The organism is Streptomyces sp. JL2001 (genome assembly GCF_050917515.1).
Classification (GTDB): Bacteria; Actinomycetota; Actinomycetes; order Streptomycetales; family Streptomycetaceae; genus Streptomyces.
This window is the reverse complement of sequence record NZ_CP169421.1, coordinates 5,649,026-5,669,979: the sequence shown is the minus strand read 5'-3', so window position 1 is coordinate 5,669,979 and position 20,954 is coordinate 5,649,026. Positions and strand designations below refer to the sequence as shown.

The following is a 20,954-nucleotide window of genomic DNA, read 5'->3' as shown; positions in this document are numbered from 1 at the left end:
CGAGGGGCCCGGCCACTTCGGTGACGAAGTGGCCGGGCCCCTCGGGGTCCTGCGGGTGGAGCGTACGGGCTACTGGTTCTGGTTCTCACCGCGGTAGAACTCGAACACCCAGCCGAAGAGGCCGACCAGGATCAGCGGAGCCGAGAAGTACAGGATCCACCAGCCCATGGCGATGGCCAGGAACGCGAGCGCACCACCGACGGCGAGCGAGAGCGGCTGCCAGCTGTGGGGGGCGAAGAAGCCCACCTCACCGGCCTCGTCCGCGACGTCCGCCTCCTTGTCGTCCTGCGCCATGGCGTCCACGCGCCGGGCCGTGAAGGCCAGGTAGTAGCCGATCATGATGCAGAGGCCGAAGGCCAGGAAGAGGGCCGTGGTACCGACCGGCTCCTTCGACCACACGCCGTAGAGGATGGCCATGGCGAGCACGAAGACGCTCAGCCAGATGAACATCTTGCCCTGGATCTTCACTTGCCGGCCTCCTTCTCACCCGCGAGGGCCTTGACCGGACCGTGGTTCTCGAGCTGGTCGACGGCCGCGATCTCGGGGTGGTGCAGGTCGAACGCCGGGGATTCGGAACGGATCCGCGGGAGGGTGAGGAAGTTGTGCCGCGGCGGCGGGCAGGACGTCGCCCATTCGAGCGAACGGCCGTAGCCCCACGGGTCGTCGACCTCGATCTTCTTGCCGTACTTGGCGGTCTTCCAGACGTTGTAGAAGAACGGCAGGATCGACAGGCCCAGCAGGAAGGAGGAGATCGTCGAGATCGTGTTCAGCGCGGTGAAGCCGTCGGCGTTCAGGTAGTCCGCGTAACGACGCGGCATGCCCTCGGCACCCAGCCAGTGCTGCACCAGGAAGGTGCCGTGGAAGCCGATGAACAGCGTCCAGAAGGTCATCTTGCCCAGGCGCTCGTCCAGCATCTTGCCGGTGAACTTCGGCCACCAGAAGTGGAAGCCGGCGAACATCGCGAAGACGACGGTGCCGAACACGACGTAGTGGAAGTGCGCCACCACGAAGTACGAGTCCGAGACGTGGAAGTCCATCGGCGGCGAGGCCAGGATGACGCCGGTGAGACCACCGAAGGTGAAGGTGACCAGGAAGCCGATCGTCCAGAGCATCGGTGTCTCGAAGGACAACGAGCCCTTCCACATCGTTCCGATCCAGTTGAAGAACTTCACGCCGGTCGGTACGGCGATGAGGAACGTCATGAAGGAGAAGAACGGCAGGAGCACGCCGCCGGTGACGTACATGTGGTGGGCCCACACGGTCACGGACAGACCCGCGATCGCGATGGTCGCGGCCACCAGGCCGATGTAGCCGAACATCGGCTTGCGGCTGAAGACCGGGATGACCTCGGAGACGATGCCGAAGAACGGCAGGGCGATGATGTACACCTCTGGGTGTCCGAAGAACCAGAAGAGGTGTTGCCAGAGCAAGGCGCCGCCGTTGGACGCGTCGAAGACGTGGGCACCGAACTTCCGGTCCGCCTCCAGGGCGAACAGCGCGGCCGCGAGGACCGGGAAGGCGAGCAGGACCAGGACACCGGTCAGCAGCACGTTCCAGGTGAAGATCGGCATGCGGAACATCGTCATGCCAGGAGCGCGCATGCAGATGATCGTGGTGATGAAGTTGACCGAGCCGAGGATCGTGCCGAAGCCGGAGAAGGCCAGACCCATGATCCACATGTCGGCGCCGACACCCGGCGAGCGGACGGCGTCCGACAGCGGGGAGTAGGCGAACCAGCCGAAGTCGGCCGCACCCTGCGGGGTGAGGAAGCCGGCCACCGCGATGATCGAGCCGAAGAGGTACAGCCAGTACGCGAACATGTTCAGCCGCGGGAACGCCACGTCGGGCGCGCCGATCTGCAGCGGCATGATCCAGTTCGCGAATCCGGCGAACAGCGGCGTCGCGAACATCAGCAGCATGATCGTGCCGTGCATCGTGAACGCCTGGTTGAACTGCTCGTTCGACATGATCTGCGTACCCGGACGGGCCAGCTCGGCGCGCATGAAGAGCGCCATCAGACCGCCGATGCAGAAGAACGCGAACGACGTGACCAGGTACATCGTGCCGATGGTCTTGTGGTCCGTGGTGGTCAGCCACTTGATCACGACGTTGCCGGGCTGACTGCGCCGCACGGGCAGCTCGTTCTCGTACGAGTCCTCAGCTGCGGCGGCACCCTGGGGTTCGTTGAGGATGCTCACAGTTGGTTCTTCTCCGCATTCCTGGCCGGGTCCGTCTGCTCAATGCCCGACGGGATGTAGCCGGTCTGCCCCTTCTCCGCCAGCTCCTTCAGGTACTCCTGGTAGCGCTCCGGGGAGACCACCTTGACGTTGAAGAGCATCCGGGAGTGGTCGACACCGCACAGCTCGGCACACTTGCCCATGAAGGTGCCTTCCTGTGACGGGGTCACCTCGAAGACGTTGGTGTGACCGGGGATGACGTCCTGCTTGAACAGGAAGGGGACCACCCAGAAGGAGTGGATGACGTCACGGGAGGTCAGGACGAACCGGACCTTCTCGCCCTTGGGCAGGACCAGGGTCGGGCCCGGGTTGCCGGTCTGCGGGTTCCGGTCGCCGGGGATGCCGGCGTCGTAGACGCCACCGGCGTTCGCCGGGAAGTCGTCCTGGTACTTGTCCGGAATGGCGTCGAGGTTCGGGGCGATCTGTGCGTCACCCTTCACGCCCGGCACGTTCTCGATGTAGTTGAAGCCCCAGCTCCACTGATAGCCGACCACGTTGATCGTGTGGGCCGGCTTGTCGGCGAGTGAGAGGAGCTTCGACTCGTCGCGCGCGGTGAAGTAGAAGAGCACCGACACGATGATGAGCGGGGTGACCGTGTACAGCGCCTCGATGGGCATGTTGTACCGGGTCTGCGGAGGTACCTCCACCTTGGTGCGACTGCGCCGGTGGAAGATGACGGACCACAGGATCAGTCCCCACACCAGGATGCCCGTGACGAGCGCAGCCGCCCACGAGCCCTGCCACAGGGAGAGGATCGTAGGCGCCTCTTCCGTCACCGGGGTGGGCATACCAAGGCGGGGGAAGTCTTCCCAGTTGTACGAGCAGCCAGTGGCTGTCGCCAGGATCAGGCCCGCAGTCAGCACCTGCGGCAGCTTCCGCCGCATCGGGCGCCGCGACGAGCGGTCGGAGCCGTTGGGACTCACGTAGCGCCTTCCCGAGAGTCTCGGCCCGCGCTGGTCCGGCTACGGCCGTCTCGCTGGTCGGTCGCCGCCCCGGCCGCGGGCAGGGGTTTGGATGTTTATGCGGACCAAACCCTACTGGACGCTATTTGGGGTCGCGCGGGGAGGGTGCCCAACGCGCCGTCCGACTCCCCGAAGGGGTGGACCCTGGCATTCCGCAGTGCGGTCCCGGGGGGCCGACCGGTGGGCGATCGGCGGCGCGGGCGGGGCATCTGACGGGGCCTTACGGAGGGCCGGTTAGCGTGGGCGGATGCCCTACTTCGACGCCGCCTCCGCCGCTCCGCTGCACCCTGTCGCCCGCCAGGCGCTGCTCGCCTCCCTGGACGAGGGCTGGGCCGACCCGGCCCGGCTGTACCGCGAGGGCCGCCGCGCGCGGCTGCTGCTGGACGCGGCGCGGGAGGCCGCGGCGGACGCGGTGGGCTGCCGCCCCGACGAGCTGGTGTTCACTCCTTCGGGGACACGCGCTGTTCACGCGGGGGTTTCCGGAGCGCTCGCGGGGCGCCGGCGTGTCGGGAACCGTCTGGTGGTCTCGGCGGTCGAGCACTCCTCCGTCCTGCACGCCGGCGAGGCGCACGCGGCGGCCGGCGGCACGATGACGGAGGTCCCGGTCGGGCGGACCGGGGCGGTCCGGGTCGCGGACTTCACCGCGGCCCTGGACGAGGGCACCGCGCTGGCGTGTCTGCAGTCCGCCAATCACGAGGTGGGGACGGAGCAGCCGGTGGCGGAGGTCGCCGAGGCCTGCCGGGCCGCGGGGGTGCCGCTCCTGGTGGACGCCGCGCAGTCGCTCGGCTGGGGGCCGGTCGAGGGCGCCTGGTCACTGCTCGCGGCCAGTGCGCACAAGTGGGGCGGTCCGGCGGGGGTGGGGCTGCTGGCGGTGCGCAAGGGCATCCGGTTCGCGGCCCAAGGCCCGTCCGACGAGAGGGAGTCGGGGCGGGCGCCGGGCTTCGCGAACCTGCCGGCGATCGTGGCGGCGGCGGCCTCGCTGCGGGCGGTGCGGGCGGAGGCGGCGGCCGAGGCGGCGCGGCTGCGCGTCCTGGTGGACCGGATCCGCGCCCGGGTGCCGGAGCTGGTGCCGGACGTGGAGGTGGTGGGCGACCCGGTGCGCCGGCTCCCCCACCTCGTCACCTTCTCCTGCCTCTACGTCGACGGCGAGACGCTGCTGCACGAGCTGGATCGGGAGGGTTTCTCCGTTTCGTCCGGCTCGTCGTGCACCAGCTCGACCCTGACGCCCAGCCATGTCCTGCGCGCCATGGGGGTGCTCAGCGAGGGCAACGTCCGGGTGTCGCTGCCGGCGGGCACCCCGGAGGAGGACGTGGACCGCTTCCTGGAGGTGCTGCCCGGCGTGGTCGCGTCCGTACGGGAACGGCTGGGCGCGCCGCGGAGCGCGGCGACCGCGGTCGCGGCGGCGGCCCCGGCGTCCCTCGTGGTGGACGCCCTGGGCCGGAGGTGCCCGATCCCGGTCATCGAGCTGGCCAAGGTGATCGGCGACGTTCCGGTCGGCGGCACGGTCACGGTCCTCGCCGACGACGAGGCGGCGCGGCTGGACATCCCGGCCTGGTGCGAGATGCGGGGGCAGGAGTACGTGGGCGAGGAGCCCTCGGAGGGGGGCGGCACGGCGTACGTGGTGCGGCGGGTGTCCTGAGCGGCCTCCGCGGGGCGTGGCCGTGGAGGTACGGGGCGGGCCGGCTCCGGGCCGCGTGCCCGGCAGGGTCCGCAGGCATCCTCCGGGTCCCGTCCGGGGCCGGACGCGCCGCGGCGCCGGACGGGGTGGACCCGGCCGGCGCCGCGGGCAGGGGGCGTGGCCCCCGGGGGGTCAGGCCAGGTGCGCCTGGACCTCGGCGGCGGCCTCGTCGCCGTACGCCTTGGTGAAGCGCTCCATGAAGTTGGTACGGCGGAGGGTGTACTCCTGCGTGCCGAGGGTCTCGATGACCAGCGTCGCGAGCATGCAGCCGACCTGGGCCGCGCGCTCCAGGCTGACGCCCCAGGACAGACCGGTCAGGAAGCCCGCGCGGAACGCGTCGCCGACGCCCGTCGGGTCGACCTTGGCGTCCTCCTCGGCGCAGCCGACCTCGATGACCGGCTCGCCGGCCCGCTCGATGCGCACGCCGCGCGAGCCGAGGGTGGTGACGCGGTGCCCGACGCGGCCGAGGATCTCCTCGTCGGTCCAGCCCGTCTTGGACTCGATGAGGCCCTTCTCGTACTCGTTGGAGAAGAGGTAGGTCGCCCCGTCGAGGAGGGTGCGGATCTCCCGGCCCTCCATGCGCGCGATCTGCTGCGAGAAGTCGGCGGCGAAGGGGATCTCGCGCGCCTTGCACTCCTCGGTGTGGCGCAGCATGGCCTCGGGGTCGTCCGCGCCGATCAGCACCAGGTCCAGGCCGCCCACGCGGTCGGCGACGGCCTTCAGCTCGATCAGCCGGGCCTCGCTCATCGCGCCGGTGTAGAAGGAGCCGATCTGGTTGTGGTCCTTGTCCGTGGTGCACACGAAGCGGGCCGTGTGCAGGACCTCGGAGATCCGCACCGAGCCGGTGTCGACGCCGTGGCGGTCGAGCCACGCGCGGTACTCGTCGAAGTCGTAGCCCGCCGCGCCCACGAGGATCGGGCGGCCGCCGAGCTGACCCATGCCGAAGCAGATGTTCGGGCCGACACCTCCCCGTCGCACGTCGAGGTTGTCGACCAGGAACGAGAGCGAGACCGTGTGCAACTGGTCCGCGACGAGCTGGTCTGCGAACCGGCCGGGGAAGGTCATGAGGTGGTCGGTGGCGATGGAGCCGGTGACTGCGATACGCACGGCTGGGCGCTCCTGCGGGACGGGAGAGAGTGACAGCTCACGCTACCGGGTGACGGCGCCGCTGCCGAACAGGGGAAACTACCCCAGAGTAGGTCTTTTTTCCGAAGGCGTGCCATGCATACGGTGCCCACATGTCCACGTACCCTGCTCCCCGCGAGCATCAGGAGTCCGAGTTCAGCCTGGCCCAGCTGCGCGGCGACAGCGCGCGGATGGCCCCTCACTGGGTCGTTCCCGCGCCCGACGCGCCCGCTCCGGTCTCCCCGGCACTGATCCACGGCGTCGTCGTTCCGGCCGCTTCGGCACGGCTGATCGACGCGACTTCCGAATACGGCGTCTGAGGGACGGAACCAGCCGCTCGCCCGTTCCGTCCCATCGGTGTCTTCCACCGGATGAAGGAGCGAGTGGTGAGCGGTACGGAGAACCGACGACCCAGGCGTACCCCGCTGCTGGTCGCATCGGTGGCGGCGGGAGTGCTGCTGGCCGGCGGCGGTGGCGTGTACCTCGCGACCACGGCGTCCGAGAGTGGTGACGGCGGCGCGTCCGACGCCGCGCGGGGGGCGGGCTCGCCCCCGCCGCTGCGCCTGGACGCCAAGGCGTCGGGCGACGACCCCGGGCCCGGCATCGCGCCCGGCGAGCCGGACCCGCACGGCGGCGACGCGGTCTACCAGGCCAAGGGTCCGCTCCCCCAGGGACCCTCCTCGGCCGCGGTCCACCGGCCCGAGGGCCGGGTCACCTCGGCGGAGGTGACCCGGCTGGCGAAGGCCCTCGGCATCGCGGGCACCCCGGCGCTCCAGGACGGGGTGTGGCGGATCGCCCCGGAGAAGGACGGGTCGGGGCTGCGGCTCGACGTGTCGGAGCAGGCACCGGGCAGCTGGACGTTCGCGCGGTACGACGGCGGTCCGGTCGGCGACACGTGCCTGAAGGGGAAGGCGTGCCCGCCCCCGGGCGAGGCCAGGCCCCCGCGCGGCGGCACACCGGTCGGCGAGGCGGCGGCGAGGGCCGCGGCGGCTCCCGTCCTGAAGGCGGTCGGGCAGGACGACGCGAAGGTGGACGCCACCCAGCTGATGGGCGGCTCGGTGCGGGTGGTGAACGCCGAGCCGGTCGTGGACGGGCTGCCGACCTACGGCTGGTCGACCGGGATCCATGTCGGTCCCGACGGGTCCCTGGTGGCGGGCAGCGGGCAGCTGAAGGCGCCCGCGAAGGGCGCGGTCTATCCGGTGATCGGCGCGAAGAAGGCGCTGGAGGAGCTGAACGAGGCGTCGTCCGGCCCGGGCCGGCACGGCGTCGGCGGCTGTGCGACCGACCCGCCCGCGACGACGCGGGACGACGGCACGACCGGCGGCCCGACCGGCACCGACCTGCCGTGCACGACGGCTCCGCGGCCGGTGCTGAAGGTGACGGGGGCCGTCTTCGGCCTGGCGTCGCAGTACGTCGACGGCACCCGGGTCCTCGTGCCGTCCTGGCTGTTCGCGGTGGAGCCGGCGGCCGGGGCCAAGCCCTACACGGTGGTGCAGACGGCGGTGGCTCCGGAGTACCTGGCGCCCCCGGCGAAGCCGTCTCCGGACGAGGGCACCGCGCCCGCCCGGCAGATCGGGTCGTACCGCGTCGACGCGGCCGGCACGAAGCTGTCGGTGACCTTCTGGGGCGGGGTGTGCAGCGAGTACACGGTGACGGCGCGGCAGAGCGCGGACAGCGTCGCGGTGCGCGTGACGGAGAAGCCCACCGATCCGGGCCGGGCGTGCATCGCCATGGCCGTGGAGGTGACGAAGACGGTGACGCTGGACCAGCCGCTGGCCGGCCGGACCGTGACCGACGCGGCGAGCGGGGAGCCCGTACCGCGGCAGTAATCCCCGGAGCCCGGCAGGCGGCCGGGTACGACGAAGGCGGCCCCCGGAGCACCGGGTGGCCGCCTTCGTCGTGCGTTCCGCTCAGGTCCCGCGCGGGGCGATCCTCAGACCGCCCGGGCAGGCCTTTAGCTGAACGAGTCGCCGCAGGCGCAGGAGCCCGTGGCATTCGGGTTGTCGATCGTGAAGCCCTGCTTCTCGATGGTGTCGACGAAGTCGATCGAGGCGCCGCCCAGGTACGGGGCGCTCATGCGGTCGGTGACGACCTTGACGCCGTCGAAGTCCTTGACGACGTCGCCGTCGAGCGAGCGCTCGTCGAAGAAGAGCTGGTAACGCAGGCCGGAGCAGCCACCGGGCTGAACGGCGACGCGCAGCGCCAGGTCGTCACGGCCTTCCTGGTCGAGCAGGGCCTTGACCTTGGCCGCGGCGGCGTCAGACAGGAGGATGCCGTCGCTGACAGTGGTCTTCTCGTCCGATACGGACATCTGCTTCTCTCCCGGGTTGTACGGAGACTGCTTGCCGAGGGTTGCAACCGGCGGGGCCGCGGATTCATTCCGGGCCGAGTGCGTGTCTTTCCCTTTCATGCTCGCACATCGCCGTCCGAACCAGCGCCGATCCGGCCCGCGCGAATTCGTCACATCGACACTATGGACATCGTCAAACTGACGTGAAGCGGTTATGATAGATAGCGTCATTTAGACGAAAAGCCTCCGGTGCATGTGCCGCACCGGCTCCACTGGAGCGGCCGAGCCGCAATGATTTTGGAAAAGAAAGGGTGCGTGACGTGACCACCGCCCAGCCCCTGGACGTCCAGCCGACCCCCCTCGCCCTCCTGCTGCTCGGCCGTGAGGCCGACCCGAAGAGCGAGCGCGGCGTGGAGTGTCCGGGCGACCTGCCGTCGCCCTCCGACCCGGACCTGGTGGAGCGCGCCCGCGCGGCCAAGGAGAAGCTCGGGGACAAGGTCTTCGTCCTCGGCCACCACTACCAGCGTGACGAGGTCATCCAGTTCGCCGACGTCACCGGCGACTCCTTCAAGCTCGCCCGCGACGCGGCCGCGCGTCCGGAGGCCGAGTACATCGTCTTCTGCGGCGTGCACTTCATGGCCGAGTCGGCGGACATCCTGACCTCCGACGCCCAGAAGGTCGTGCTGCCGGACCTCGCCGCGGGCTGCTCGATGGCCGACATGGCCACCGCCGAGCAGGTCGCCGAGTGCTGGGACGTGCTGACCGAGGCCGGTGTCGCCGAACAGGTCGTGCCCGTCTCGTACATGAACTCCTCGGCCGACATCAAGGCCTTCACCGGCAAGCACGGCGGCACGATCTGCACCTCGTCGAACGCCAAGCGCGCGCTGGACTGGGCGTTCGAGCAGGGCGAGAAGGTGCTCTTCCTGCCGGACCAGCACCTGGGCCGCAACACCGCCGTGCGCGAGATGGGGATGTCCCTGGAGGACTGCGTCCTCTACAACCCGCACAAGCCGAACGGCGGCCTGACCGTCGAGGAGCTGCGCGCCGCGAAGATGATCCTGTGGCGGGGTCACTGCTCGGTGCACGGCCGCTTCTCGCTGGACTCGGTCGAGGACGTGCGCGCGCGGATCCCCGGCGTGAACGTGCTGGTGCACCCGGAGTGCAAGCACGAGGTCGTCGCCGCCGCGGACCACGTGGGCTCCACGGAGTACATCATCAAGACCCTGGAGGCGGCCCCGGCCGGCTCGAAGTGGGCGATCGGCACCGAGCTGAACCTGGTCCGCCGCGTGGCCGCCGCGCACCCGGACAAGGAGGTCGTCTTCCTCGACAAGACGGTCTGCTTCTGCTCGACGATGAACCGCATCGACCTGCCGCACCTGGTGTGGACGCTGGAGTCGCTGGCCGAGGGCAACCTGGTCAACCACATCCAGGTCGACCCGGAGACGGAGAGCTTCGCGAAGCTCGCGCTGGAGCGGATGCTCGCCCTCCCGTAGGGAGCGTCCCGGCCTCCGCGGGGGTCCCGGGCGGACGCGGAGCAGGACAGGGAGAAACGCCGAAGGGCGCCCCGCACGACGTGCGGGGCGCCCTTCGGCGTCCGGTGGGCCCGCCCGCGAGCGGGCGGGCCCGGTGGCATCAGACCTCCAGCAGGTCCGCGTCCCCGGCCTGCTGCGGAAGGTCCGCCATGGCCTTGGCCGCGCGCCGGGCGGCCTTCTTCTTCGCCCGGCGCTCCTTGCGCAGCTCGACCATCGCGTACAGCGTCGGGACGAGCAGCAGCGTGAGCAGCGTCGAGGTGATCAGACCGCCGATCACGACCACGGCCAGCGGCTGGGCGATGAAGCCGCCCTCGCCGGTGATGCCCAGCGCCATCGGCAGCAGCGCGAAGATCGTCGCCAGCGCGGTCATCAGGATCGGGCGCAGCCGGTGGCGGCCACCCTCGACGACCGCCTCGACGACGCCGAGGCCCTGGGCCCGGTACTGGTTGATCAGGTCGATCAGGACGATCGCGTTGGTGACCACGATGCCGATCAGCATCAGCATGCCGATCATCGCCGGGACGCCCATCGCCGTGCCGGTGACGACCAGCAGGCCGAGGGCGCCGGTCGCCGCGAACGGGATGGAGACCAGCAGGATCAGCGGCTGGATCAGCGACTTGAAGGTCGCGACCAGGAGCATGAAGACGATCGCGATCGCCGCGAGCATCGCCAGGCCCAGGTTCACGAACGCCTCGGACTGGTCCTCGGAGACACCGCCGATGGAGGCGGTGGCGCCCTCCGGCAGGTCCAGCGCGTTGATCTTCGTCTGGAGGGAGGCGCTGACCGCGCCCGTGTTGTCGCCGGTCGGCTTGGCCGTGATGGTCGCGGCACGGGCGCCGTCGATCCTGGTCATCGAGACCGGGCCGGGCACCAGCTTCACGTCGGCGATGTCGCCGAGCGTGACCGGGCCGATGGGCAGGGCCTTGAGCTCCGCCATGGTCGTGGCCCGCCGGGCGGAGGTCAGGACGACGTCGCGCTCGGTGTCGTCGAGGATCGCCTTGCCGGCCGGGGTGCCGCGGACCGCCTGGGCCACGGCCATCCCGAGCGTGGTGTCGTCCAGGCCGAGGTCCGCCGCCTTGGCGGTGGCCTTGACGGAGATGCGCGGCACGGACTGGGACAGGTCGCTCTGGACGTCGGTGACGTCGTCGAGCTTCGCGACCTCGGCCCGTACGGCCTCGGAGGCCTTCTTCAGCGTCTCGGCGTCGGAGGCCTTGACCACCACGCTGAGGTCCTGGCTGCCGAAGCCGTCGCCCGCCGCGATCGTCGTGTCGCCGATGCCGTCGAGCTTCCCGAGCGCCGCGTCGATGGCGTCGCGGGTCTTCTCGTACGTCGCGGACTCCTCCAGGGTCACCTGGTACGAGGCCTGGTTGGCGCCCGTGCCGCCGCCGAAGGCGGCCAGGAAGCCGGAGGAGCCGACGGTGACCTGGTAGTCCTTCACGCCCTCGGTGTCGGCGAGGACCTTCTCGACCTTCTTCGCGGCCTCGTCGGAGGCGGCGAGGCTGGTGCCCGGCGCCAGCTCCTGCTTGATGCTGAGGACCTCCTGCTCGCCCTGGTCGAAGAAGTTGGTCTTGAGCAGCGGGGCCATGCCGAAGGTGCCGATGAGGACGACGACGGCGATCGCCACGCTGGTGAGGCGGCGGCGGGTCGCGAACCGCAGGACGGGGACGTACAGGCGCTGCAGGCGGCTGCGGTCCTCCTTCTCCTCGGCGAGCCGGCGGGCCTCCTCCGGGTCCTCGGACGTGCCCTTGGGGGCGCGCAGGAACCAGTACGACAGGACCGGGACGACGGTGAGCGAGACCAGGAGGGAGGCCAGCAGGGCGGCGGTGACCGTCAGGCTGAACGAGCCGAACAGCTCGCCGACCATGCCGCCGACCAGGCCGATCGGCAGGAAGACCGCGACCGTGGTGAGCGTCGAGGAGGTGACCGCGCCGGCCACCTCGCGGACCGCGGTGAGGATCGCGGACTCGCGCTCCTCGCCGTAGCCGAGGTGACGCTTGATGTTCTCCAGGACCACGATCGAGTCGTCGACGACCCGGCCGATGGCGATGGTGAGCGCGCCGAGGGTCAGCATGTTGAGCGACAGGTCACGGGTCCACAGGACGATCAGGGCCAGAACGACCGAGAGCGGGATGGAGACCGCGGTGACCAGCGTGGAGCGGATCGAGGCCAGGAAGACCAGGATCACCAGGACCGCCATGACGAGGCCGAGCGCGCCCTCGGTGGTCAGGCCGGAGATGGACTTGGCGACGGCCGGCCCCTGGTCGGAGACCACGGTCAGCTCGGCGCCGGCGCCCAGGTCCTTGCGGAGGTCGGGCAGCTTCCCCTTGACGGCGTCGGAGATCGCGACGGCGCTGCCGTCCTTGTCCATGGTCGCCAGGACGGCGAGGCTGGGCCGGCCGTCGGTACGGGTGATGGAGACCCGTGAGGACTCCTGCTGCTCGACCTTCGCCACGTCGGCGAGGCGGACGGCCTTGCCCTTCGCGGGCTTGATGCGCAGGTCCTGGATCTGCCGCAGCGAGGTGTAGCCGCCGCCGACCTGGACGGTGCGGCTCTTGCCGGCCTCGGAGAAGGATCCGGCCGGCACGGTGCCGCCGCCCGCCTTGATCGCCTCGGCGAGCCGCATCGTGTCGAGGCCGGCCGCCGCGAGCTTCCTGTCGTCCGGCGTGACGGAGACCTGGAGGTCCTGGACGCCGTCGACGGAGACCTGGCCCACGCCCTCGATGTCCTCGAGGGCCGGGACGACGGTCCGCTCCAGCTGGTCGGCGAGCGCCTGCTGGTCCTTGTCGGAGGTGACGGCGAGGACGACGGTCGGGATGTCGTCGGTCGAGCCGGCCACGACCTGCGGGTCGACGCTGTCGGGCAGCACCGCCCGGGCGCGGTTCACCGCCTGCTGGACGTCGGCGACGAGCTGCTTGGTGCCCTCGTCGCCGTACTCGAAGGTGGCCATGATGACGGCGCTGCCCTCGGAGGCGGTGGAGGTGACGCCCTTGATGCCGTCGACGGCCTTGATGGTGGATTCGAGGGGTTCGACGACCTGCTTCTCGACCACGTCGGGCGACGCGCCCTGGTACTGGGCCAGGACCGACACCATCGGGAGTTCGATCGAGGGGAGCAGCTGCTGCTTCAGCTGCGGGATCGCGATCGCCCCGAAGACGATGGCGACGATGGACATCAGCCCGATCAGGGCCCGTTGCGCGAGGCTGAATCTGGACAGCCAGGACATGGGGTCTCTCTTCTGTGGCGTACTCGGCGGGCGGGCGCCGGGGAATGCCCCAGGAGTGCCCGGTGTCCACCCTCCGTCACGCCGGGGCCGGATTCGTCGGCCCCCGGGCCCAGATCCTTATGCCGCGCATACCGCGTCTGGAGTACGCCGGGGTCCCGCCTCACTCCACCTTCGGACGTACCAGGCCCGATTCGTAGGCCGTGACCACCAGCTGGGCGCGGTCGCGGGCGCCGAGTTTGGCCATGGCGCGGTTCACGTGGGTCTTCACCGTGAGGGGGCTGACGGCGAGGCGTTCGGCGATCTCGTCGTTGGAGTGACCGCCGGCGACGAGGACCAGGACCTCCCGCTCGCGGGTGGTCAGCGCGGCCAGCCGCTCGGAGTGGGCCCGGCCGTGCTCGCCGTCGCCGAGGTCGGCACCGCCGCCCTGGGCGAGGAACCTGGCGATCAGGCCCTTGGTCGCCACGGGCGAGAGCAGGGCGTCGCCGGCGGCGGCGATCCGGATCGCGTTGAGCAGCTCCTCCGGTTCCGCGCCCTTGCCGAGGAAGCCGGAGGCTCCCGCGCGCAGCGACTGCACGACGTACTCGTCCACCTCGAAGGTGGTCAGCATGACGATCCGGACGTCGGAGAGCGCCGGGTCCGCGGTGATCATGCGGGTGGCGGCGAGACCGTCGGTCCCGGGCATCCGGATGTCCATGAGGACGACGTCGGCCCGCTCGGAGCGGGCCTTCGCGAAGGCTTCGGCGCCGTCGGCGGCCTCGGCGACGACCTCCATGTCCGGCTCGGAGTCCACGAGCACCTTGAAGGCGCTGCGGAGCAGGGCCTGGTCGTCGGCGAGCAGCACCCTGATCGTCATCGGTCCTCCCCCGTACAGGTCGTCGCGGGCAGTATCGCCTGCACCCGGAAGCCGCCGCCGTAGCGGGGTGCGGCGGTGAGCGTGCCGCCGAGGGCGGTGACGCGTTCCCGCATGCCGAGGAGGCCGTGGCCGCCGGTGTCGGCGGGCGGCACCGGCTGCGGTACGCCGTCGTCCAGGACGGTGATCTCCACGGTGCGGCCGACCCGCACGACGCTGACCTCCGCCTTGGCGTCCTGGCCGGCGTGCTTGCGCACGTTGGTCAGGGCCTCCTGGATGATCCGGAACGCGGCGAGGTCGACGGCCGCGGGGAGGCTCGTGTCCTCGTCGGCACGGGCCAGCTGCACGGGCAGTCCGGCGTTGCGGAAGGTGTCGAGCAGCGCGTCGAGGACGGCGAGTCCCGGGGCGGGCTCGGTGGGCGCCTCCGGGTCGCCGGACTGGCGGAGCAGGCCGACGGTGGCGCGCAGCTCGTCGAGCGCGGAGCGACTGGCGTCGCGGACGTGCGCGAGGGCTTCCTTGGCCTGGTCGGGGCGCTTGTCCATGACATGGGCGGCGACCCCGGCCTGGACGTTGACCAGGGCGATGTGGTGCGCGACGACGTCGTGCAGGTCGCGGGCGATGCGCAGGCGTTCCTCGGCGACCCGGCGCCGGGCCTCCTCGTCGCGGGTCCGTTCGGCGCGCTCGGCGCGCTCCCGGATGGCGTCGACGAAGGCGCGGCGGCTGCGGACGGCGTCGCCCGCGGCGGCGGCCATGCCGGTCCAGGCGAAGACGCCGACGTTCTCCTGCGCGTACCAGGGGTTGGGCCCGAAGAGCATCGCCGCCCCCGTGAGCACGGTCATGGTGAGCAGGCCGACCCGCCAGGTGGTGGGCCGGTCGGTGTGCGCGGCGACGGTGAAAAGGGCGACGACGGCGCTCATGGCGACCGGGGCGGGGCGGTTGTCGCTGACCAGCCCGACCAGGGTGACGGCACAGGTGAAGACGAGTACGGCGATCGGGTGGCGGCGGCGCGGCACGAGGGCGGCGGCCCCCAGGACCATGAGGACGACGCCGCCGGCGTCGGGGGTGCGGTCGCCGAAGGTGGGGCCGTTGGGGCTGCCGTGGGGGTCGGCGAAGGACCCGGTGACCATGCAGACCAGCACGGCGAACGCGAGCGCCCCGTCGAAGGCGAGCGGATGGGTGCGCAGCCAGTGGCGGGGTCGGGCGAAGGGGGTGCCGGTGGGGGTCACGCCAAGCAACGGTACGGGGTGCGGCCGCGGCGCCGGTACGGGGCCGGGTGGCGCACGCGGCGGCACGGGAGCGGACACGCGCCGGTACGGGGCCGGACACGCGCGGTGCCCCGCCGCCCTTCGGGGGCGACGGGGCACCGTGTGCTGTGGAGTGCCGGGCTCAGCCCGGGATGAGGCCGTCGTCGGACAGCATCTCGCGCACCTCGTCGAGGGTCGCGTCCGCCGACGGAAGGATCAGCTCCGACGGCTCCAGGGAGGCGTCGGGAAGGGGGTCGCCGAGGCGCCGGACCGCGTCGAGCAGGGCACCGAGGGTGCGGCGGAAGCCGTCCTCGTCGCCCGACTCCATCTCGGCCAGCAGCTCGGCGTCCAGCGTGTTCAGCTCGGTGAAGCGGTCGTCGGCCAGCTTCCACTGGCCCTCCCCCATGATCCTGACGATCATGATGCGCCGTCCTTGGAGAGCTCGTTACTGCTTGTCGAACCGCGGGTGGGACTGCGGCTTGTCCTGCGGGGCGGCCGCGCCGTCGCCGCCCTCGATCGCCTGCTGGGAGGACGAGGGGCCGCCGGCCAGTTCCGCCTTCATCCGCTGGAGCTCCAGCTCGACGTCCGTGCCGCCGGACAGCCGGTCGAGCTCCGCCTGGATGTCGTCCTTGGCGAGGCCGGACTGGTCGTCGAGCGCCCCGGAGGCGAGCAGCTCGTCGATCGCACCGGCCCGGGCCTGGAGCTGGGCCGTCTTGTCCTCGGCACGCTGGATGGCGACGCCGACGTCGCTCATCTCCTCCGAGATGCCGGAGAAGGACTCGGCGATCCGGGTCTGCGCCTGGGCGGCCGTGTAGGTCGCCTTGATCGTCTCCTTCTTCGTACGGAAGGCGTCGACCTTGGCCTGGAGCCGCTGCGCGGCCAGGGTGAGCTTCTCCTCCTCGCCCTGCAGGGTCTGGTGCTGCACCTCCAGGTCGCTCACCTGCTGCTGCAGGGCGGCCCGCCGGGACAGTGCCTCACGGGCCAGGTCCTCGCGGCCGAGGGCCAGCGCCTTGCGGCCCTGGTCCTCCAGCTTGGCGGACTGGCCCTGGAGCTGGTTCAGCTGCAGTTCGAGCCGCTTGCGGGAGGTCGCCACGTCGGCGACACCCCTGCGGACCTTCTGCAGCAGCTCCAGCTGCTTCTGGTAGGAGTAATCAAGGGTCTCGCGCGGATCCTCGGCCCGGTCAAGGGCCTTGTTTGCCTTCGCGCGGAAGATCATCCCCATACGCTTCATGACACCGCTCATGGGCTTCGCGCGCCCCCTTCTGACGGACTCGGCTCAAGCACTCCAACAGGATCCACAGTACGGTCCCTGCCTCCATTACCGCACTGTTCGGGGGCGGAAGTGCTCCTCCCCAAGGACGACTGCGCGCGAGCACTCTCAGGCCCAGGGAGTAGACGGCCCCCTCGGGGAAACCCCGCACGTCGTCCGGACGTACCCCCACAGACGCAGGCTGTTAGCGGATCGTTCCCGGCGGGACTGGGGTCCATGCCTCGCACCACGTACCCTTGGGTTTTGTGTTCCGTAGCCGTTCCAAGGAAGAGAAGGCCCCCACCGACAAGGTGACGGCGGACCTCTCCAAGCAGCCCCGCGACCCCGAGGCCCCCAAGGGCCGCCCGACACCGAAGCGGAGCGAGGCGCAGACCCAGCGCCGTCGCGCCGCGACGGTGCCGACCGACCGCAAGGAGGCCGCCAAGCGCCAGCGCGAGGCCCGCCGTACCGATCTCGCCCGCCAGCGCGAGGCACTGGCGAGCGGCGACGAGCGCTACCTGCCGGCCCGCGACAAGGGCCCGGTGCGCCGCTTCGTGCGCGACTTCGTCGACTCCCGCTTCGCCATCGCCGAGTTCTTCCTGCCGATGGCCGTCGTGATCCTGGTCCTGTCGATGATCCGGGTCCCGTCGCTGCAGAACATCTCGCTGCTGCTGTGGCTCGGTGTGATCGTCCTGATCGTCATCGACTCGATCGGCATCTGGCTCCGTCTGAAGAAGCAGCTGAACGAGCGCTTCCCGAACGAGCCGAAGCGCGGTGCCGTGGCCTACGGCCTCATGCGTACGCTCCAGATGCGCCGACTGCGACTGCCGAAGCCGCAGGTCAAGCGCGGAGAGCGACCCTGAGCGGGGACGGCTCCGGCTCCGGCGCCGGTACGGGTAGTCCGGTGCTGCCCGCCGTCTCCCCCTGGCCCGCCGGTCACGGTGGACTGCGCGACACCGTCCGTCTGGAGCTGATCGCGCGCCAGCTGGACGAGCAGATAGCCGCCCGCTATCCGGTGGGCCAGCGGCTGCGCATCCTCGACGCGGGGATGGGGCAGGGCTTCCAGGCCCTGAGGCTGGCCCGGGCCGGTCACACGGTGACCGGCCTCGAGGCCGATCCCGAACTGCTCAAGGCGGCCCGTGACTCGCTGGCCACCGAACCGGCCGGGATCCGCGAGCGGGTCCGCCTGATCGAGGGCGACGGCCGCGAGACGGGCGTCCACTTCCTGCCCGGCAGTTTCGACGTGGTGCTCTGCCACGGCGTGCTCATGTACGCGCAGGAGCCGGACGCGCTGCTCGCGGGCCTGGCCCGGATGCTGGCGCCCGGCGGTCTGCTGTCCCTGGTCGTACGGAACGGGGAGGCGCTGGCCCTGCGGCCGGGGCTCGCCGGGGACTGGGCCGGCGCACTGGCCGGCTTCGACGCGGACACGTACCCGGACGACAACGGGGTCAAGGTGCGCGCCGACCGGCTCGACGCGCTGACCGTGACGCTGGCGGGGATCGCGGCGCCCCTGCACGCCTGGTACGGGGTGCGGGTCCTGACCGACGGCGTGGCGGCCGATGTCGGCCTGCCGGCCGCCGACGAGCTGGAACGGCTGCTCGCCGCCGAGGACCGGGCGGGGCGGACCGAGCCGTACCGGCGGGTGGCGGCCCTGCTGCACCTGTGCGGCGTCCGAGGCTGATCCCCGGACGCGGGTGAGGGGCCCGCGGGTCGGACGCCGGCCCACGGGACGCTGCCGGCGGGCGTCTCCACCCGTCCGCGACCGAGGGGTTCCCCGGCGGGACGGGTGGCCGCCACGGGTGACTACGCCTCGGCGTCCAGGGCCATCGGCCCGTAGATCTTGGCACCGTCCTCGGAGAGCGTGACCTGGTCCGCGCCGCCCTCCAGGAGGTCCTTCCAGTTCTCCCCGATCCACGACTCGGCGTCACCCTGGGTCGTGAACTCGTCCGGCGCCACCGCCGGCTGGACCTCGGTGCCGTCGGACTTCTCGAAACGCCACGTCCATGCCATGTCCGCCTCCTGGGCTTCACCGGATGATCGGTTTCCTGCCCGCAGCGTAGCCGGGCGTGCACCCGTCGCGGTGACGCGGGAGGATCAGTGGGTGGAACTGACATTGCTCGGCACCGGCGCCCCCGTCGGACTCCCCCGCCCCGACTGTCCGTGCGCCGTGTGCGCGACCGCCCGCGGCACTCTGGCGCGGGCCGCGACCTCGCTGCTGGTGGACGGGGCGCTGCTGCTCGACCTGACGCCGGGCGCCGCGCTGGCCGCTGCCCGGTCGGGGCACTCGCTGGTGGGGGTGCGGCAGGTGCTGCTGACCCACCCGCACGACGGTCCGGCCGTCGAGATGCCGGCCGGTCTGCCGACCGCCGGACGTGTTCCGGACGGGCGCGAGCTGACGCTGATCAGCGGGCACCGGGTGCGGGCGGTGGCGATGGACTCCCCCGGTACGGGGTACGAGGTGACGGCCCCCGACGGCGAGCGGCTGCTCTACCTGCCGCCGGCCGGATCCCCCGCGGGGCTGCACGACGAGGGGCGGCCGTACGACACGGTCGTCGCCGACGTCACCGGCCGGCCGGACGCGCTGGCCCGGCTGCGGGCGGCCGGCGCGGTCGGACCGGCCACCGACGTCGTCGCCGTGCACCTGGACCACGACGCACCGTGGGGGGCCGAGCTGGACCGGCGGCTGGCGGCGGCCGGGGCACGGGCGGTGCCGGACGGCACGACCCTGTACGTCGGGGAGTACCACGACGTGCCGGAGGTGCCACGCCGCACCCTGGTGACCGGCGGAGCCCGTTCGGGCAAGTCGGTGGAGGCCGAGCGGCGCCTGGAGACGTTCCCCGAGGTGGTGTACGTGGCGACCGGCGGGGTCCGCGAGGGCGACCCGGAGTGGGACCAGCGGGTGCATCTGCACCGGGAGCGGCGGCCGTCGTCCTGGCGGACCACCGAGAGCTGCGACCTCGTGCCGCTGCTCGCCGAGGAGGGTCCGCCGCTGCTGATCGACTGTCTGTCCCTGTGGCTGACGGACGCCATGGACCGGGTCGGGGCGTGGGACGACGAGCGGTGGGCGGACGGCGGCCGGGAGGAGTTGGAGACCAGGGTCGCGGACCTGGTCGCGGCGGTGCGGGCCACCGGCCGCACGGTCGTCGCCGTGACGAACGAGGTCGGTTCGGGAGTGGTGCCGGCGACGGCGTCGGGACGCCGGTTCCGGGACGAGCTGGGCCGGCTGAACGCGGCCTTCGCCGGGGAGTGCGAGCAGGTCCTGCTGGTCGTCGCAGGCCAGGCGCTGGTGCTGCGCGGGTAGGGTGCGGATCATCGATGGCCTCGTTGATCTCCCAAGGCGGAACACCGTGAACCTGGACGACTTCTCCGATCTGATCGAGCGCCCCGACGGGGGGATACGGCGTGACGCCGAGGAACGCCGCGAGCGCCTGACCGTGCCGCCCGGCGCGCTCGGCCGGCTCGACGAGCTGGGCGAATGGCTGTCGGCGGCGCAGGGTTCGGTCACGGTGCGGGCGATCGAGCAGCCGCGGGTGGTGCTCTTCGCGGGCGATCACGGGGTGGCCTCGCTCGGCGTGTCCGGCCGGCCGGCGGGTGGCGCGTACGAACTGGTCCGTGCCGTGCTGGAGGGCGCGAGCCCGGTCGCGGTGCTGGCGCGCAGCGCGGGGGTGCCGGTGCGGGTGGTGGACGCGGGGCTCGACTGCGACCCCGGGCTGCTGCCCGCCGACGTGGTGCGCCACCGGGTGCGGCGCGGCAGCGGCCGGATCGACGTCGAGAACGCGCTGACGGCCGAGGAGACCGAGGCCGCGATCCGGCTCGGCATGGCGATCGCCGACGAGGAGGCGGACTCCGGCACGGACCTGGTCGTCCTCGGCGACCTGAGCGTCGGCGGGACGACCCCGGCGGCGACGCTCGTCGCGGCGCTGTGCGGCACGGACGCCTCGGTGGTCACCGGCCGCGGCGGGGCCGGGATCGACGACCTGGCGTGGATGCGCAAGTGCGCGGCGGTCCGGGACGCGCTGCGGCGCGCCCGGCCGGTGCTCGGCGACCAGTTGGAGCTGCTCGCCGCGGTGGGCGGTGCGGACCTGGCGGCCATGACCGGCTTCCTGCTGCAGAGCGCGGTGCGCAGGATGCCGGTGCTGCTGGACGGCGTGGTGGGCGCGGCCTGCGCGCTGGTCGCGCAGCGGGCGGCGTTCCGGGCCCCGGACTGGTGGCTGGCGGGGCAGGTGAGCGGCGAGCCGGCGCAGGCCAAGGCGCTGGACCGGATGGCGCTCAACCCTCTGCTGGACCACGGCGTCACTGTGGGCGAGGGAACCGGGGCACTGCTCGCTCTTCCCCTCGTCCAGGCCGCGGCGGCACTCGCCGCGGAGCTGCCGGAGCGGCCCGAGGAGCCGCTTCCGACGGAGCCGACCGCTCCGGAGGAGCCGGCGGACACGCCGGCCGAGGAGGACTGAGACGGACGACGGCGCCGGACACGGCCCCTCCCCCTAGGACTTCGTCCTGGGGGGACCCCCAACGCGCGGGCGGCCGTCTCCGACGCCCCGTCATGACAGGCGATGCCCCATAT

Annotated in this window: 19 protein-coding genes; 8 read left to right on the top strand and 11 right to left on the bottom strand. The window is 71.8% G+C overall.

The window, feature by feature from the left end:
• Positions 1-69: 69 nt before the first annotated feature.
• From ACE1OA_RS25250 to ctaC, 3 genes are read right to left on the bottom strand one after another with little or no spacing between them, the layout of a single operon-like run.
• Entirely contained in the window at positions 70-468 is a 399-nt protein-coding gene (locus ACE1OA_RS25250; RefSeq protein WP_147977664.1) for a cytochrome c oxidase subunit 4, read from the bottom strand.
• Positions 465-2,198 carry an aa3-type cytochrome oxidase subunit I gene (gene ctaD, locus ACE1OA_RS25245; RefSeq protein WP_356603176.1) on the bottom strand — a complete coding sequence of 578 codons (1,734 nt, stop codon included), beginning with the start codon at positions 2,196-2,198 and terminating at the stop codon, positions 465-467. Before ctaD ends, ACE1OA_RS25250 begins: the two co-directional genes overlap by 4 nt.
• Positions 2,195-3,160 carry an aa3-type cytochrome oxidase subunit II gene (gene ctaC, locus ACE1OA_RS25240; protein ID WP_356603174.1) on the bottom strand — a complete coding sequence of 322 codons (966 nt, stop codon included), beginning with the start codon at positions 3,158-3,160 and terminating at the stop codon, positions 2,195-2,197. Before ctaC ends, ctaD begins: the two co-directional genes overlap by 4 nt.
• A gap of 286 nt (positions 3,161-3,446) precedes the next feature.
• Here ctaC and ACE1OA_RS25235 point away from each other — a divergent pair, with 286 nt between their 5' ends.
• Positions 3,447-4,838 (top strand): cysteine desulfurase/sulfurtransferase TusA family protein, encoded by a 1,392-nt coding sequence (locus tag ACE1OA_RS25235; protein ID WP_356603172.1) that lies wholly within the window; start codon positions 3,447-3,449, stop codon positions 4,836-4,838.
• 171 nt (positions 4,839-5,009) lie between these two features.
• Here the strand turns inward: ACE1OA_RS25235 and ACE1OA_RS25230 are convergent, their stop codons facing one another.
• Positions 5,010-5,984 carry a carbohydrate kinase family protein gene (locus ACE1OA_RS25230; protein ID WP_147977667.1) on the bottom strand — a complete coding sequence of 325 codons (975 nt, stop codon included), beginning with the start codon at positions 5,982-5,984 and terminating at the stop codon, positions 5,010-5,012.
• A gap of 131 nt (positions 5,985-6,115) precedes the next feature.
• Here ACE1OA_RS25230 and ACE1OA_RS25225 point away from each other — a divergent pair, with 131 nt between their 5' ends.
• The gene (locus ACE1OA_RS25225; RefSeq protein ID WP_356603170.1) at positions 6,116-6,322 is read left to right on the top strand and encodes a hypothetical protein; all 207 of its coding nucleotides are present in this window, start codon (positions 6,116-6,118) and stop codon (positions 6,320-6,322) included.
• A 66-nt stretch (positions 6,323-6,388) separates the two neighbouring features.
• The gene (locus tag ACE1OA_RS25220) at positions 6,389-7,831 is read left to right on the top strand and encodes a hypothetical protein (RefSeq protein ID WP_356603168.1); all 1,443 of its coding nucleotides are present in this window, start codon (positions 6,389-6,391) and stop codon (positions 7,829-7,831) included.
• A gap of 125 nt (positions 7,832-7,956) precedes the next feature.
• On the opposite strand, the gene ACE1OA_RS25215 is transcribed toward ACE1OA_RS25220, so the two are convergent.
• Entirely contained in the window at positions 7,957-8,313 is a 357-nt protein-coding gene (locus tag ACE1OA_RS25215; protein ID WP_018848827.1) for a HesB/IscA family protein, read from the bottom strand.
• Between the two features lie 290 nt (positions 8,314-8,603).
• Here ACE1OA_RS25215 and nadA point away from each other — a divergent pair, with 290 nt between their 5' ends.
• Positions 8,604-9,785 (top strand): quinolinate synthase NadA, encoded by a 1,182-nt coding sequence (gene nadA, locus ACE1OA_RS25210; RefSeq protein ID WP_356776419.1) that lies wholly within the window; start codon positions 8,604-8,606, stop codon positions 9,783-9,785.
• Between the two features lie 139 nt (positions 9,786-9,924).
• Here the strand turns inward: nadA and ACE1OA_RS25205 are convergent, their stop codons facing one another.
• The 5 genes from ACE1OA_RS25205 to ACE1OA_RS25185 form a co-directional block, all read right to left on the bottom strand.
• The gene (locus ACE1OA_RS25205) at positions 9,925-13,047 is read right to left on the bottom strand and encodes an efflux RND transporter permease subunit (RefSeq protein ID WP_384868642.1); all 3,123 of its coding nucleotides are present in this window, start codon (positions 13,045-13,047) and stop codon (positions 9,925-9,927) included.
• A gap of 160 nt (positions 13,048-13,207) precedes the next feature.
• Positions 13,208-13,900, bottom strand: coding sequence for a response regulator transcription factor (locus ACE1OA_RS25200; protein WP_356603162.1), 693 nt, complete (start codon positions 13,898-13,900; stop codon positions 13,208-13,210).
• Positions 13,897-15,123, bottom strand: a complete 1,227-nt coding sequence (locus ACE1OA_RS25195) for a sensor histidine kinase (protein WP_356603160.1) — start codon at positions 15,121-15,123, stop codon at positions 13,897-13,899. The genes ACE1OA_RS25200 and ACE1OA_RS25195 overlap by 4 nt, the downstream gene beginning before the upstream one ends.
• A 160-nt stretch (positions 15,124-15,283) precedes the next feature.
• Positions 15,284-15,562 (bottom strand): PspA-associated protein PspAA, encoded by a 279-nt coding sequence (pspAA, locus tag ACE1OA_RS25190; RefSeq protein WP_356603158.1) that lies wholly within the window; start codon positions 15,560-15,562, stop codon positions 15,284-15,286.
• A gap of 24 nt (positions 15,563-15,586) precedes the next feature.
• Positions 15,587-16,384: a PspA/IM30 family protein gene (locus ACE1OA_RS25185; protein WP_356776424.1), complete on the bottom strand. Its 798-nt coding sequence runs from the start codon at positions 16,382-16,384 to the stop codon at positions 15,587-15,589.
• A 272-nt stretch (positions 16,385-16,656) separates the two neighbouring features.
• Here ACE1OA_RS25185 and ACE1OA_RS25180 point away from each other — a divergent pair, with 272 nt between their 5' ends.
• Both ACE1OA_RS25180 and ACE1OA_RS25175 read left to right on the top strand, forming a co-directional pair.
• Positions 16,657-17,253, top strand: a complete 597-nt coding sequence (locus ACE1OA_RS25180) for a DUF3043 domain-containing protein (protein WP_361313135.1) — start codon at positions 16,657-16,659, stop codon at positions 17,251-17,253.
• Between the two features lie 41 nt (positions 17,254-17,294).
• On the top strand, positions 17,295-18,071 hold the full coding sequence (locus ACE1OA_RS25175; RefSeq protein WP_384868638.1) for a class I SAM-dependent methyltransferase: 777 nt from the start codon (positions 17,295-17,297) through the stop codon (positions 18,069-18,071).
• Between the two features lie 122 nt (positions 18,072-18,193).
• Here ACE1OA_RS25175 and ACE1OA_RS25170 read toward each other — a convergent pair whose 3' ends face one another.
• The gene (locus ACE1OA_RS25170; RefSeq protein ID WP_356603150.1) at positions 18,194-18,400 is read right to left on the bottom strand and encodes a hypothetical protein; all 207 of its coding nucleotides are present in this window, start codon (positions 18,398-18,400) and stop codon (positions 18,194-18,196) included.
• 91 nt (positions 18,401-18,491) lie between these two features.
• Between ACE1OA_RS25170 and ACE1OA_RS25165 the strand changes: the two genes are divergently transcribed.
• Positions 18,492-19,691: a bifunctional adenosylcobinamide kinase/adenosylcobinamide-phosphate guanylyltransferase gene (locus ACE1OA_RS25165; RefSeq protein ID WP_356776428.1), complete on the top strand. Its 1,200-nt coding sequence runs from the start codon at positions 18,492-18,494 to the stop codon at positions 19,689-19,691.
• Between the two features lie 46 nt (positions 19,692-19,737).
• A complete protein-coding gene (gene cobT / locus ACE1OA_RS25160; protein ID WP_384868634.1) occupies positions 19,738-20,841 on the top strand; it encodes a nicotinate-nucleotide--dimethylbenzimidazole phosphoribosyltransferase in 1,104 nt (367 codons plus the stop codon).
• Positions 20,842-20,954: the final 113 nt, after the last annotated feature.